The sequence below is a fragment of the Actinomadura nitritigenes genome (assembly GCF_017573545.1).
Lineage (GTDB): Bacteria > Actinomycetota > Actinomycetes > Streptosporangiales > Streptosporangiaceae > Spirillospora > Spirillospora nitritigenes.
In genome coordinates, this window is record NZ_JAGEOK010000059.1 from 1 (window position 1) to 13,005 (window position 13,005).

A 13,005-nucleotide genomic window follows, 5' to 3' on the forward strand; every position below is an offset into this window, starting at 1 on the left:
GCGCCGCACCATCCCCTTCTGCGCCAGCCGCTCGGCCACCGTCTGCACCGTGTTGTACGCGAGCTTCTTCCCCGCGTCCTCGTTCAGCCTCGTCAGCAACTCACGGACCCGCAGCGGACCAGGCGCCGCCCACAGCACGTCCATGACGGAACGCTCAAGCGATCCAGCCAACCCGGCCACACGGCCACCTCCGTCCTCCCCACATTGTGCCGGAGAACCGACTCACGGCGGGAACAGGACGTCTCGGGCCTCGCGCGGCTGAGCAGGGGTGCGATGCGGAACCCGAGGCAGCGGCGGCCGATCAGGGACTCGCTACTATGATCGCGTAGTACTAAGGGGTCGTAGTAGAACGCGGCGGGTCCGACACGAAGGAGAAGAGATGGCCACCACTTCCGAAGACTCCTCGCCCTTCGGCGGCGAGGACGGATGGAACGGCTCCACCGGGCGGCACTGGGTCGAGCACGAGGACCGGCACGACCGGATGCTCACGTCCCTGACCACGCGGCTCATCCAGGCCGCGGACATCTCCGCGGCCGACAGGGTTCTCGATGTCGGATGCGGCTGCGGTGAGACGAGCCGCATCGCCGCCCGCAACGCCCCCGAGGGGGAGGTCCTGGGCGTCGACATCTCTGAGCCGATACTCGCCCGGGCACGCGCACGGGCGCAGCAGGAGGGGCTGAGCAACCTGCGCTTCCAGCGGGCCGACGCCGAGAGCGTCCCGCTCCCGAAGGCGCACTTCGATCTCGCGATGAGCCGCTTCGGCGTCATGTTCTTCAACGACCCGCGGGCGGCCTTCAGGAACATCGCCCAAGCGCTGAAGCCGGGCGGGAGGCTCGCATTCCTCTGCTGGCAGGAGGCCCTGCAGAACGAGCACATCGTCGTGCCGTTCAGCGTCCTCGCCTCCTACGGCGCGCTGCCCGACATCGGCGCGCCGGGCGCTCCGGGGCCCTTCTCCCTGGCCGACCCCGACCGCATCCGCGAACTCCTCACGCAGGCCGGCTGCGGTGACATCGAGATCCGCCCGGCACAGGAAAGGCTTCGAGTCGGCTCTGACGTACCGGATGTCCTTGACTATTTCCGCCACCATCCGGCCGCATCGGGCATCGTCGGCGGCATGGACGAGGCCACGCTGTCGAAGGCGCTGCACGACCTGGAAGCCGCCGTCAGGCCTTTCCAGACACCGGACGGCGTCTTCCTCGGCTCGTCGGCCTGGCTCGTCACCGCCGGCCGCTGATCTGCGCCAGATGCGGCACGGACCGCCCGGTCTCGCACCTTGGACGGTGAGACCGGGGCGTCCGGCTGCGGCGGACGGCATTCCCGAAGAGCGCGCACCCGCCGGCGCAGCGCCTCTCCCAGCAAGGTCAGGGAGGCGACGGAACGGAACCACCTGGTGCCGCCCGGCTTCAGTCGTTGCGCCCGCCGAGGCGCCGGCAGCGCCTGCGGGGTTCCGTCCGCCCGAACGGCTCAATCGACCACCGCGAGGACCAGGCCGGCCCCGATGCCGAGCGCGACCGAACCGGCTGCCGCGGCGTACGCGGTCAGCCTTGCCCCGCGAAGGGTTCCGCGGGCTCCGCGGCCGTCGTCGCGGCGGAGCATGGGGACGATCCACCGCAGGTAGTAGAAGACACTGGCGACGGAGTTGACCGCTGCGACCGCCGCCAGCCATGCGTAGTGGCCGTCCAGCGCCGAGCCGAACATCAGCAGCTTGCCGACGAAAACGGCGGTGGGCGGGGTGCCGATGAGTCCCAGCAGGCAGACCACCAGCGACGCGACCAGCAGCGGGCTGCGCCGTGAGAGTCCGGTGTAGGCGCTCAACTCGTCCTCGCCGACGGCGACCACGACGGCGAAGGCACCGATGTTCGTGATCGCGTATGCGGCCAGATAGTAGAGAAGGGCGGGTTCGGCCAGGTCCGTGCGGCCCGCGACGGCGACGGGGAGCAGGAGGTATCCGGCCTGGCTGATGGTGGAGTAGGCGAGCAGGCGCCGGACGTTGTCCTGGGCGAAGGCGGCGAGGTTGCCCAGTGTCATCGTCGCGGTGGCGATGACCGCGACGAGCACCGGCCAGCCGGCCGCATCGGGCGGGAGCGCCTCGACGGCGAACCTGAAGAGGGCGGCGAAGGCTCCGATCTTCGGCACCGTCGTGACGAACGCGGCGACGACCGGGGGCGCGCCCTCGGTGACGTCCGGGACCCAGAAGTGGGCGGGCACGGCGCCCGCTTTGAACAACAGTCCGGCGAGCAGCAGCACGACGCCGACCATGACCGCGCCGGACGGAGCGGCGCCGAGGCCCGACCGGAGAATCTCGTAGGACGTGCCGCGCCCCAGTCCGTACAGGAGGGTCACGCCGACCAGCATGAGGATGCCCAGGAACGCGCCCACCAGGTAGTACTTGAGCGCCGCCTCGGTGCCCGGCGCGCTCTTCCCGAAGCCGGCGAGCGCGTATCCGGGGATGCTGGCCAGCAGGTACGCGGCGACCAGGACCAGCAGGTCGGACGCGGCGCCGAGCGTGATCGTGCCGAGCGCGGCCAGCATGACGAGGACGTAGAACTCGGTCTCGCGGCGGTGGCCGCGCATCGGGCCGGTCGCGAGCACGATGACCAGGAGGGTGGCGGCCAGCACGACGATCCGCGTCACGTGCGTGACGGGGTCGAGCATGAAGGCGTCGAACGTCATCAGGTCGGCGCGCCGCGCGGCGAGGCCCGCGGTGACGAGCCCGCCGGCCAGGCAGGCCGCGCAGAGGGCCGCGACAATCCACTGCCGGGTCCGGGGCAGGAACGATCCGGCCAGGAGCCCGGTCACGGCGGCACCCAGGACGAACAGTTCCGGCAGGAGGTCCGCCGGGTTCTCTCTCGTCATCGGGCCACCAGCGAGACCACGGCGGAGGAGATCGGCTCGATGGCGTCCAGCAGGAAGCGGGGCGCGACTCCGATGGCGGCGGACAGCACCAGCAGGGGCGCCACGGCGGCGAGTTCGCTGCGGTGGACGTCGGTGACGCGCGAGGTGAGCTCGCCGGGCGGCCCCAGGACGGCCCGGTGCAGCAGGCGCAGGAACAGCGCCGCCGTGATGAGGATGCCGGGAACCGCGAGCGCACCCGCGACGACGAGTCCGGTGCCGCCGCTGCCGATCACGCCCGTGAAGATCTGGAACTCGGCGATGAAGCCGGAGAGGCCGGGCAGCCCGAGCGAGGCGAACGCGCCGAGCGCGATGAGCGCGGAGAAGACCGGGGCGCCGCGGGCGAGGCCGCCGAAGCGCCCCATGTCGTAGGTGCGGGCGCGGTCGTAGAGCACTCCGGACAGTAGGAAGAGCGCGCCGGTGATCAGGCCGTGGCTCACCATCTGGGTGACGGCGCCGGTCACGGCCAGCCGCCGCGCCGCCTCGTCCCCGGCCGCGCCGGCGGCGCCGAGCGCGAGGACGATGTACCCCATGTGGTTGACGGACGTGTAGGCGATCAGCCGCTTGAGGTCCTCTTGGGCGAACGCCACCAGGGCTCCGTACAGGACGCTGATCAGACCGATGATGATGATCACCCAGGCGTAGCGGCGCCAGGCGTCCGGCAGCATCGGCATGGCGATGCGGACGAAGCCGTAGGTGCCCATCTTCAGCAGGATCCCGGCCAGGATCGCCGAGCCCTCGGCCGGTGCGTCGGTGTGCGCCGGCGGGAGCCAGGTGTGGAACGGGACGGCCGGCGTCTTGATGGCGAGGCCGAGGCCGATGGCCAGCAGGACGAGTGCCGCGAGTCCCGGCGACCCGGCCAGTGCGGGGTGGCGCGTGAGCTCGACCATGTCGAAGGTGTGCGGCTCGGCTCCGAGGTACAGGCCGATGAAGCCCAGCAGCAGGGCGAGCGAGCCGAGGAAGGTGTAGAGGAAGAACTTCAGCGCCGACCGGTTCCTGTCGCCGTGTCCCCAGCCCGCGATGACGAAGTACATGCCGACGATCGACAGGTCGAAGAAGACGAAGAACAGCAGCAGGTCGAGGGCCGCGAACAGGCCGAGGGAGACCGTCTGGAGGAACAGGAAGAGCGCCGCGAAGGCCCGCACCTGCGTCGTCCGGCGGAGCGAGTAGATCGCGCAGACCAGGAACAGCACCGAGGTCAGCGCGAGCAGCGGCAGGGAGAGGCCGTCCACTCCGATGTGGTAGCCGGCGCCGACCGACGGGATCCAGCGCACGTTCTCCTCGTAGGAGACGCCGCCGCCGTTGCCGTGACCGGCCCACATGGCGATGACCAGGGCGAGGTCGGCGGCGGACGCGGCGATCCAGGTCCGGACCACCGCGCGGTCGCCGAGCTTGGGCAGGGCGGAGAGGCCGAGCGCGACGGCGAGCGGGAGGAAGATCACCAGGGAGAGCACGGTCACCTGACCACGAGGACGATGAGGATGAGCACGGCGAGCAGGACGGCGGCCTGCGCGTAGTAGGTGTGCACCTGGCCGGTCTGCGGGCGCCGCGCCAGCGAGGCGAGCCGGCGGGCTCCCCGGCCGACCGCGTCGACGACGCCGTCCACGCGGATCTCGACCCGGCCGCCGGCGAGCCCGGCCGCGAGCCGCCCGGTCGCGGCGGCGGCCCGGACCCCGCCGTCGACGACCCGGTCGTCGAACCGGGCGAGGGCCTGGGCCAGCGCGAACACCGGACGGGCGATGAGCGCGCCGGCGAGCCGTTCGAGATGCAGCCAGTTCAGGGCGGGGGCCGTCCACGCCGCGGGGACGCCGCTCCCCCGGTTCATCAGAACCCGGGTCGCGGCGACGACCAGCACCGCGAGCGCACCGGACGCGGCGAGTCCGGCCGGTCCCGGGCTCGGCTCCCCGCCGGCGCCGAGAAGGTCCTTCCACGCCCCGGCCACCGGCGGCAGCGCGAGGATCCCGAGAACCGCGGCGGCCAGGGCGAGCGCGGGCAGCGGCAGCCGCTCGAGAAGGCCGAGATGCCGCGTCCCCGCCTGCTCGGTGTCCATCCGGGTCGCCGCGTCGGCCGGACGGGTCACCGCGACGAGCGCCCGGGCCGCGTAACCCGCCGAGAGCAGCCCGGCGGCGAGCCCCACCGCGTACAGCGCCGGGGATTCCTCTAGAGCCGCGCTGAGGACCTCGTCCTTCGTCGCCCACAGCGACAGGGGAGGGACGGCGGCAAGGGCGAGCACGCCGATCCCGAAGGCGGCTCCGACCAGGCGATGGCGCCGGGCGGCACCGTGCAGTTCGGTGAGGTCCTTGGTTCCGAGGGCGGACAGCCATGCGCCCGCCGCCAGGAACAGCAGGCTCTTCACGGCGGCGTGGGCGACGAGCTGGGCCGTGCCTCCGGCCACGGTGCCGGCTCCGGCGCCGAGCACCATGAAGCCGATCTGCGCGCAGGTCGACGCGGCCAGCAGCTGTTTCAGGTCGCGCTGGGCCAGCGCGACGGCGCCGAGGAGCAGCGCGGTGAGCGCGCCCGTCCAGGCGACCAGGTGCGCGGCCCAGCCGGTCGCGTGCAGCAGCGGTTCGAGGCGCAGCAGAAGGTACGCCCCGGCGGCGACCATGGTGGCCGAATGCAGCAGGGCCGAGACGGGGCTCGGGCCCGCCATCGCCCGGGACAGCCAGAAGGAGAACGGCAGCTGCGCCGACTTCCCGAGCGCGGCCAGGACGACGCCCGCGGCGATCAGGTCCCGCCAGGAGCCGTGCGCGGTGGCCAGTCCGTCCAGGTTCAGCGATCCCGTACCGGCGAGGGCGGCGCCTGCCGCGACGTAGAGCCCGAGGTCGCCGGCCCGCGTGGTCACGAAGGAGACGTCGGCCGAACCGACCCGCCCGGGCTCCCGCCACCAGAAGCCGATGAGCGCGTACGACATCGCGCCCATGAGCTCCCAGGCCATGAGCAGGACGGCCAGGTCGGTCGCGGTGACCGTCACCAGCATGGCTCCGGTGAAGACCAGCATCAGGCCGAAGAAGCGCGCCCTCGATTCGTCCGGTGCGAACGCACCGGCGGCGAAGACGACGACGGCGAGGCTCACCGACGCGACGGTGAGGATGAGCGCGGCCGACAGCCCGTCCACCGCCAGTCCGGCCGGGATCCGGTCGAACAGGGGGAAGCGCACCGCCGGCCGGGCGAACGCGGCTCCGATCGCGACGCCGAGAGTGACGAGAAGCGCGGCCGCGGCGACCGCCGGCGCGGGACCGTCGAGACGGCGTCCGAGAGTGAAGCGGCCTGCCAGCAGCAGGACGCCGGTCGCGACCGGGACCACCGGGAGGATCCAGGCGAGGGCGTTCATCCCTTGAGGTCCCCCGCGTCGTCGGTGACGTCCACGTCCCGGCTGCGGAACAGCGCGGTCACCACGGCGAACCCCATCGCCATCTCGAGCGCCATCACCGTGACGGCCACCAGGATCAGGACCTGGCCGTCCGCCGTGCCGGGCATGACGTAGAACCAGAACGCGGCGCCGGCGACCAGCACCCCGTTGATCATGAGTTCGAGGCCCATCATCAGCATCACGATCGACTGCTGCGACAGCGCCCCGTACAGGCCCACCGCGAACAGCGCGGCGGCGAGCAGGAGGAAGAGCTGCAGGTTCACGCGCCACCGCCGTCCCGGCCCCGCGGGCGGTCGTAGCGGCCCCGGTCGGTGGCGAGCACCACCGAAGCGATCATCGTGGCGAGGATGGCGATGCCGATCACCATCATGACCAGCATCTTCGGCCCCATGATCGCCTGGCCGACCGAGAAGGTCGGATCGCGCGGCACCGCGCCCCGGCGATGCGGCCAGGGCGTGAGGAAGATGCCCGCCGCCATCGCCGCGAAGACCGCGACCGAGATGACGACCGCCCCCCGGTTGTTGTGCACCATCGTCATCGGCATGAGCCCGCCGGGGTTCATCATGTACATGATCATGAAGACCGCCATGACCAGCATCTCCATGATCATCATCAGCACGACGAGCACGCCGAGGTAGTCCAGGTCGAGCAGCAGCAGCTCGATCCCGACGCACAGGAACGAGGCGAGCAGGGCGAAGGTGGCGCGCGCCATCGAGTCCACGGCGAACACGGCCGCTCCGAAGCCGACGGCGGCCACCGCCAGGATCCAGAACGCAACGGTCTGCATGTCACCTCCTCAGTTCAGGACCACGACGCCGACGACCAGCGTCTGGAGCAACGTGGCGGGGATCAGGACCATCCAGGCGGCCGTCATGAAGCGGTCCATCCTGATCACCGGCAGCCGGCCCCGGACCCACACCATCAGGGTCAGCACGGCGACCGTCTTGACCAGCGACCAGGCCCGGTCCGGAAGCCAGGGCCCCGCTCCCCCGCCGAGGAACAGCGGCACGGAGGCCGCCGCCGCGACGGTCAGCAGAGCGAACCGGCCGGTGAAGAAGAGCAGCCGGTCCGGGCCGGACAGCTCGCCCGCCACGCCGCCCGCCAGATCGTCCGCCAGCGGATGACCCATCGGACCCCAGAAGGCCATCGCCAGCGCGGACAGCAGGTAGACGGCGAACGCGACCGGCATCCACACCACGAACCACAGCCCGTGCTGCGCGGCGGCCACCCCGGCGAGGTCGAGCGAGCCCGCCCCGAGCGCGGCGGTGATGAGCGCGAACATGTGCGGCAACTCGTACGCCAGGCCCTGAGCCAGGAAGCGGTAGCCGCCCACCAGCGGGAACGCCGAGTTGACGCCCCAGCCGGCCAGCCAGAGAGAGGCCCACGCCACGACCTCCATCGCGTTGAACCAGACCACGCTCACCGGCAGGTTCCACACGCTCGTGCCGCCGAGCGGGATCACCGTCGCCGCGAGGAGAGCCGCCGCCGGAAGGCTGATCACGCCGATCCGCGTGAGGAGCACGTCGGACGCGAGCGTCCTCCGCCGCTGCTGGACGAGAAGCCGGACTCCCTCGCGCAGGGGCGCGACCGGACCGTCCCCGGTGCGGAACGCGGCGTCCATGGCCGCGGCGGCGTAGGTCAGCACGGCCAGGACGAGAGGAAGCGCCACCACCGCCCACACCGGTGTCGTGCCGCTCACCGGTCACCGCCGAGGGCGAGCTGGTCGAGATCCGGGTCGAGGCTGGCGATGGTCAGCCTCGCCTCCGCCAGCTCCGCTCCGTCCAGCAGCTCCGGCAGCGCGGCCAGCATCGCCGCGCTCGGCCGCCGTTCGACGGGACCGCGCGGGCCGTCCGTGCCGCTCAGGGGCTCGGTGGAGTCGAGGCATCTCAGGGCCGCGCCGATCCCCTCCAGCCACCTCTTCAACCGATCGAGAACGTCACCGGCACGACCTGCCGGGCCGGTCAGACCGTGCCGCTCCACTGTCGCGTCGTCGACGGCACCGAGGCCGCGGACCATCCAGCGAAGCGTGATGGATCCGCCCACGCGCCGGTCGAGGCGGGCGAACCGCGCGGCCAGCACGTCACCGGCCGCACCGGCCATGACGTCGTCCCGCAGGGCGTGCGCGAGGCCGGACGTGTGCTCCCAGCCGGCGACCGCGAGAAAGCGCCCGACACTGTCGAGGTGCGCCGCGGCCCGGCGCCGCGCCGCCTCACCCTCCGACACCGCCTCGCCCGCGGCGGCCCGAAGCCAGGGCTCGTCCCAGAAGGACCTGCCCTCCCCCGCGGCTCCCATCACGCCGACCTCGGCGTTCTGGACGACATCGCCCTGCAGGGTCAGGCGCACGACGAGACCGGCCGGCCAATCACGAAGCGCCGGCCCGAGCGGTACGTGGAGCACGTCGAGCTTCAGCCCGTCCCGGTCGTCGGCCCGCCCGGCCATGGCCAGCCCCATCGGAGCTCCCATGTGGTGCTCGTGTCCCCCGTGGCCACCGTGCCCTTCGCCGTGGCCCATGTGCTCGTGCCCCATGTGCTCGCCGTGCTCGTCAGCCTCGTCGCCCTCGTCGCCCTCGTCGCCCTCGTCGCCCTCGTCGTCCTCGTCGTCCTCGTCGTCCTCGTCGTCCTCAGCGTGCGCACCGGCGTGGTGACCTGCATGGCCGGAGTCCCCCGGCTGGTCATCCTCCCCGCCGTGTTCTCCGTGACCGCCGCCGTGATGGCCGTGCTCCATGCCCTCAGCACCGGCGTCAGGCGTCCAAGGGCCGCCCTGCCGCCGAGCAATGGCGTCCGCCCGCTGCACCGCGACGTCCTTCAATTCCTCGACCGCGCGGTCGAACGCCTCCCGGACCTCGTCAGCGGTCGCCGCCTCGCCGAGGCGGACCAGCGAGCGCGGACCCGGCATGTCGCTCCAGACGGCGTCCACGACCGCCGTCGACTCGCCGCCCGGCGTACCGCAGACGACCAGGATCCCCGCGGCCACGGGCGACGCGACCGACCGTCCGCCCCGCCGCCGCAGCTCCGCCTCGACGAGCAGCCGGGTCCGCGTCGCGCCGGGCACCGCGATGAGGAAGGCGTGCGACCGCATGCTCGCGAAGCGAGCGAGCCGTGCCCTCAGGCCCATCGGAAGGCCCCCTCACGCCAGGCATAGACGACGCCGACGAGGAGGAGCACGAGGAAGGCGAACATCTCCACGACGGCCTTCGCCCCGACTGAGGCGACGACCACCGCCCACGGGTACATGAAGACCATCTCCATGTCGAAGGCCAGGAAGACCATCGTCACGACGTACCAGCGCACGTGGTACCGGGACAGCGCATGCTCCTGCGGCCGCAGCCCGGAGAGGAAGGGCGCGCCCCCGACCGCGGCGGGCGGCGCGAAGGCGGCCGACAGCGCGTAGACGGCGGCGATCACGGCCGCCAGCAGGCCCACGAGGGCCAGCACCGCCACGTACGGATGCATCCGACTTCCCCACCTCGACTCTCCTACGGCTAGTAGGAGATCATGCCCCACGAAGATACCCCCGGCGAGTACTTGTCCAGACGGTTCACGGCGCCGTCACCTCCTACGCGGCTGAGCACAGCCGGTCAGGGGCTCAGGCCGCCCGGGCCGGCCGGCGGTCAGCGGTCGGGAAGATCGCGCTGTTCGGGGACGGCCCCGGCGTCCACCATCCGGCGGCTGCCCGCCGGCCCGCGCCACGAGCAACGGCCCCGCCGGCAGGCATGCGGACGGGGCCGTGAGGGCGGCGGCTCAGAGCAGTTGCGCTCGCACGAAGCCGAGGAGCAGGACGGCGAAACCGCCGATCTCGGCAACGATCAGGGCGATCATGTAAGCGGTGGTGCCGCGGACCCGGTCACGGAACTGGTTGTCGGTGTCACGGCGCCAGCCGTGATAGACGTACGTGCCGATGGAGGCCGCGAAGAACAGCACGATCACCCCGGCGGACAGCAGGTTCACGGTCGTGTTCCAGCCGCTGAACTGGACGAACGCGGCGACCAGCAGGGTGGCGAACGAGTAGAGCAGAGCGGCGCGATGCGCCGTGTCCACGTAGGGGTGGGCCAGGTGGTTCTCAGACCGATCCATCTGCCTGTATTTCCATACGCCCAGTGTGAGCGCCCACAGGAATATCAGCCCGGCCGCCAGCATGACGATCTTGGTGTCGGTGCCCAGTTCCATTGTTGTCTCTCCGTCGTTCGCGGCATTGCGGTGAAGGGCGGAGCCGGCGCCGTCACGTCGAGGATCAGCATGAACTGCGCCATGCCGGTCGGCGCGAGTGCCGCCCGGCACCGCGGCCGTGTCGAGGTGTCGGTGTTCCGGCGGCTGTGCAGCGCCGGGGAGGGATGGACAACGGGCACTCTGTTGCGGCGATGGGAGGGAGGGGCGGCGCCGCCGCCGACGGAAACTGTACAGGCATGTTCGGGTTTTGGGACGCGTGCGGGAGTGACGCAGGCGTTGTCTCATCTGGCGAGTCGGTGGTGGCGTGGCGGACGCCGCCTCGGCCTGTGGCCGCCCGTAGGGCTCAACGCCCTGGGAGTAGGCGTACGGGGAGGGTCTCGTGGCCGCGTAGGACGAGGCGGTCGCGGCGGGTGCGCGGTGCGTCCGGGATCGCGGAGATCTCCGGGAAGCGGGCCAGAAGGCGCGGGAAGGCGATGGCGGCTTCGAGGCGGGCCAGCCCGTTGCCGAGGCAGATATGCGGACCGGCGCCGAAACTGAGCGGTCTGTTGTCGGGGCGGGCCGGGTCGAAACGGTCGGGATCGGGGTAGCGGGCGGGGTCGCGGTTGGCCGCGCCGATCAGAAGGATCACATCGCCGCCCTTGGGGATGGGCAGGCCGCCGACGGTGAGGCCGTCAGCGCGGGCCACCCGGGTGGTGACCTGCACCGGGGAGTCGTAGCGCAGGACCTCCTCGACGAACCCCGTCACGTCGATCGCGCCGGAGCGCAGTCCCGTGAGGACGTCGGGGCGGTCCAGGAGGATCGCGAGGCCGTTGCCGAGCAGGCCGGTGGTGGTCTCGAAGCCGGCGACGAGCAACAGGATGAGGTTGGCGAGCAGTTCCTCGTCCGACAGGCGACCGTCGTCGGCGTCGCGGGCCGCCACCAGGGCGCTGACGAGATCGCCGCGCGGGGCAGCGCGGCGCTCGCGGATCAGGTGGGCGAAGTATCCGGCCAGTTCCCGTGCGGCCGCGCCGACCGGGCCGTCCGCATCGGGCGCACCGGGCGCACCGGGCGAGGACGCGAGGGCCGGTAGCTCCAGCGCCTCGGTCAGGTCGGCGGCCGGCGAGCGGAAGCGGTGTCGGTCGGCTGCCGGGACGCCGAGCATCTCGCAGATCACCGTGACGGGAAGCGGGAAGGCGAACCGCTCCATGAAGTCGACGGAGCGACCACCTGCGCCGGTCTCGGCGAGCTCGTCGAGCAGGGCGTCGACCGCGTCCTCGATCGCCGGGCGCAGGGCGGTGACGCGGCGTGCGGTGAACACCTGGGAGATCAGTGACCGCATGCGTCCGTGATCGGGCGGATTGGCCCAGAGAATCGATCTGCCCATCGACGGCGGCCCGCCGACGGCACGATCGGGGTCTTCGAGAGGGCGCTCCATCGGTCCGAACCCGGGATCGCGCAGCACCTGGTTGACGGCCGCATAGCCGCAGACGAGGTGCGGGCCGCCCGTGATCACGGAGACGGGGCCGAGTTCGTGTGCCTTCGCGTAGAGGGGGAACGGGTCGGCGCGGCCTTCGGATGTCATCAGGGCGCCGACGATCGCCGCCGCTCCTCCCGAGCCCGTTCCGACCGGTTCCCAGGTGACGGTCAGGGCGTCGCGGCGGCCAATGCGTTCGAGGCGTCCTTTCATGGCGTCCTGGAGCCGCCGGAGAGTTCGCTTGTCTTCCGCTTCGGCGTGCAGCGTCAGTTCTTCACCGCCGGCCCGCACGGTACAGCGCCCCCGACCGAAGTCGATGACGCCCTCGGTGCCGGACCATTCGGTGTGCCGCACCCCAGGCGATGCGCCCTCGGCGTGGCCGTGGCGGAGGGTGAGCGCGCTCATCTGGTCGCTGTGCTCGCAGAGCTGCTTGAGATAGCGGGCGGCACGGTCGGTGGGGATACGGGCTCGGGACGCGTACATGGGCAGCGGTCCCTTCCTGGTCTCGGACCTCAGATGCGGGTGCAGGCGGCCAGCCAGGCGGCGACGCCGTCGGCGTGGACGTTGGACGAGGACACGGTGGCCTGGAGCGATTCCACGGCCCAGCCGTTCGAGAAGGCGGCGAGGAGATCCTTGCGGGACACCTTGTGCGGGACGTCCGGCTCGGCGGTGTGCAGGTCGCTGTAGCAGAGCACGAACAGCCGGCCCCCCGGACGCAGAACCGCACGCAGACCGTCCAGGTAGGCGACACGGTTCGCAGGGTCGAAAGCGTGCAGGACGAGCGAGTCGAGCGCGGTGTCGAAGACCTCGCCGAGGTCCGCTGCTCGCAGGGCGTCGAGGCGCAGGAACCGGGCGGTCAAGCCCCGCTCCCGCGCCTTCCGCTCGGCGGCGCGCAGGGCACCGGCCGCGAGATCGATCCCGGTGGCGTCCAGGCCGTGGGCGGCGGCCAGGAGGGTGTGCTCCCCGGTGCCGCAACCGATGTCCAGGACGCGTCCGCGGAGCTCTCCTTTCTCGGCGAGTGCGGCGAACGCCGGTTGCGGCGCGCCGATGTCCCATGGCGGGCGGCCGGTGTACGGGTCGTCCGGACGGTGGGGTGTGCGGTGCCGATCCGGCATGGTCCTCCG

13 protein-coding genes are annotated in these 13,005 nt (G+C 71.9%); 1 reads left to right on the plus strand and 12 read right to left on the minus strand.

Going from position 1 to position 13,005, the window contains the following annotated elements:
- Nucleotides 1-180 (minus strand): BlaI/MecI/CopY family transcriptional regulator (locus tag J4557_RS52425; RefSeq protein ID WP_372442601.1); only part of this gene is annotated, 180 nt, incomplete at its 3' end.
- Between the two features lie 199 nt (nt 181-379).
- Here J4557_RS52425 and J4557_RS46730 point away from each other — a divergent pair.
- Entirely contained in the window at nt 380-1,234 is an 855-nt protein-coding gene (locus J4557_RS46730) for a class I SAM-dependent methyltransferase (protein WP_208273997.1), read from the plus strand.
- 230 nt (nt 1,235-1,464) lie between these two features.
- Here the strand turns inward: J4557_RS46730 and J4557_RS46735 are convergent, their stop codons facing one another.
- The 11 genes from J4557_RS46735 to J4557_RS46785 all read right to left on the minus strand — a co-directional run bounded on the left by J4557_RS46735 (nt 1,465) and on the right by J4557_RS46785 (nt 12,996).
- Nucleotides 1,465-2,856, minus strand: a complete 1,392-nt coding sequence (locus J4557_RS46735; RefSeq protein WP_208273999.1) for an NADH-quinone oxidoreductase subunit N — start codon at nt 2,854-2,856, stop codon at nt 1,465-1,467.
- The gene (locus J4557_RS46740) at nt 2,853-4,352 is read right to left on the minus strand and encodes a complex I subunit 4 family protein (RefSeq protein ID WP_307800605.1); all 1,500 of its coding nucleotides are present in this window, start codon (nt 4,350-4,352) and stop codon (nt 2,853-2,855) included. Before J4557_RS46740 ends, J4557_RS46735 begins: the two co-directional genes overlap by 4 nt.
- On the minus strand, nt 4,349-6,223 hold the full coding sequence (locus tag J4557_RS46745; RefSeq protein ID WP_208274000.1) for an NADH-quinone oxidoreductase subunit 5 family protein: 1,875 nt from the start codon (nt 6,221-6,223) through the stop codon (nt 4,349-4,351). Before J4557_RS46745 ends, J4557_RS46740 begins: the two co-directional genes overlap by 4 nt.
- Nucleotides 6,220-6,525, minus strand: coding sequence for an NADH-quinone oxidoreductase subunit NuoK (gene nuoK / locus J4557_RS46750; protein WP_208274001.1), 306 nt, complete (start codon nt 6,523-6,525; stop codon nt 6,220-6,222). Before nuoK ends, J4557_RS46745 begins: the two co-directional genes overlap by 4 nt.
- The gene (locus tag J4557_RS46755; protein ID WP_208274002.1) at nt 6,522-7,049 is read right to left on the minus strand and encodes an NADH-quinone oxidoreductase subunit J; all 528 of its coding nucleotides are present in this window, start codon (nt 7,047-7,049) and stop codon (nt 6,522-6,524) included. Before J4557_RS46755 ends, nuoK begins: the two co-directional genes overlap by 4 nt.
- A gap of 9 nt (nt 7,050-7,058) precedes the next feature.
- Nucleotides 7,059-7,961 (minus strand): complex I subunit 1 family protein, encoded by a 903-nt coding sequence (locus J4557_RS46760; protein WP_208274003.1) that lies wholly within the window; start codon nt 7,959-7,961, stop codon nt 7,059-7,061.
- Nucleotides 7,958-9,340, minus strand: a complete 1,383-nt coding sequence (locus J4557_RS46765; RefSeq protein ID WP_208274004.1) for a hypothetical protein — start codon at nt 9,338-9,340, stop codon at nt 7,958-7,960. Before J4557_RS46765 ends, J4557_RS46760 begins: the two co-directional genes overlap by 4 nt.
- 26 nt (nt 9,341-9,366) lie before the next feature.
- Nucleotides 9,367-9,714 (minus strand): NADH-quinone oxidoreductase subunit A, encoded by a 348-nt coding sequence (locus J4557_RS46770; protein WP_208274005.1) that lies wholly within the window; start codon nt 9,712-9,714, stop codon nt 9,367-9,369.
- A 288-nt stretch (nt 9,715-10,002) separates the two neighbouring features.
- Complete coding sequence (locus J4557_RS46775) at nt 10,003-10,428, minus strand: hypothetical protein (protein ID WP_208274006.1); 426 nt, start codon at nt 10,426-10,428, stop codon at nt 10,003-10,005.
- A 343-nt stretch (nt 10,429-10,771) separates the two neighbouring features.
- Nucleotides 10,772-12,364 carry a cytochrome P450 gene (locus J4557_RS46780; protein WP_208274013.1) on the minus strand — a complete coding sequence of 531 codons (1,593 nt, stop codon included), beginning with the start codon at nt 12,362-12,364 and terminating at the stop codon, nt 10,772-10,774.
- Between the two features lie 29 nt (nt 12,365-12,393).
- Nucleotides 12,394-12,996: an SAM-dependent methyltransferase gene (locus J4557_RS46785; protein ID WP_208274015.1), complete on the minus strand. Its 603-nt coding sequence runs from the start codon at nt 12,994-12,996 to the stop codon at nt 12,394-12,396.
- Nucleotides 12,997-13,005 lie beyond the last annotated feature (9 nt).

Bases quoted from the DNA above. Each gene is read 5' to 3' on its own strand.
- J4557_RS46780 (WP_208274013.1), bottom strand. From the start codon at position 12,364: ATGTACGCGTCCCGAGCCCGTATCCCCACCGACCGTGCCGCCCGCTAT.
- J4557_RS46730 (WP_208273997.1), top strand. From the start codon at position 380: ATGGCCACCACTTCCGAAGACTCCTCGCCCTTCGGCGGCGAGGACGGA.
- J4557_RS46775 (WP_208274006.1), bottom strand. From the start codon at position 10,428: ATGGAACTGGGCACCGACACCAAGATCGTCATGCTGGCGGCCGGGCTG.
- J4557_RS46770 (WP_208274005.1), bottom strand. From the start codon at position 9,714: ATGCATCCGTACGTGGCGGTGCTGGCCCTCGTGGGCCTGCTGGCGGCC.
- J4557_RS46735 (WP_208273999.1), bottom strand. From the start codon at position 2,856: ATGACGAGAGAGAACCCGGCGGACCTCCTGCCGGAACTGTTCGTCCTG.
- J4557_RS46745 (WP_208274000.1), bottom strand. From the start codon at position 6,223: ATGAACGCCCTCGCCTGGATCCTCCCGGTGGTCCCGGTCGCGACCGGC.
- J4557_RS46755 (WP_208274002.1), bottom strand. From the start codon at position 7,049: ATGCAGACCGTTGCGTTCTGGATCCTGGCGGTGGCCGCCGTCGGCTTC.
- J4557_RS46785 (WP_208274015.1), bottom strand. From the start codon at position 12,996: ATGCCGGATCGGCACCGCACACCCCACCGTCCGGACGACCCGTACACC.
- J4557_RS46765 (WP_208274004.1), bottom strand. From the start codon at position 9,340: ATGCGGTCGCACGCCTTCCTCATCGCGGTGCCCGGCGCGACGCGGACC.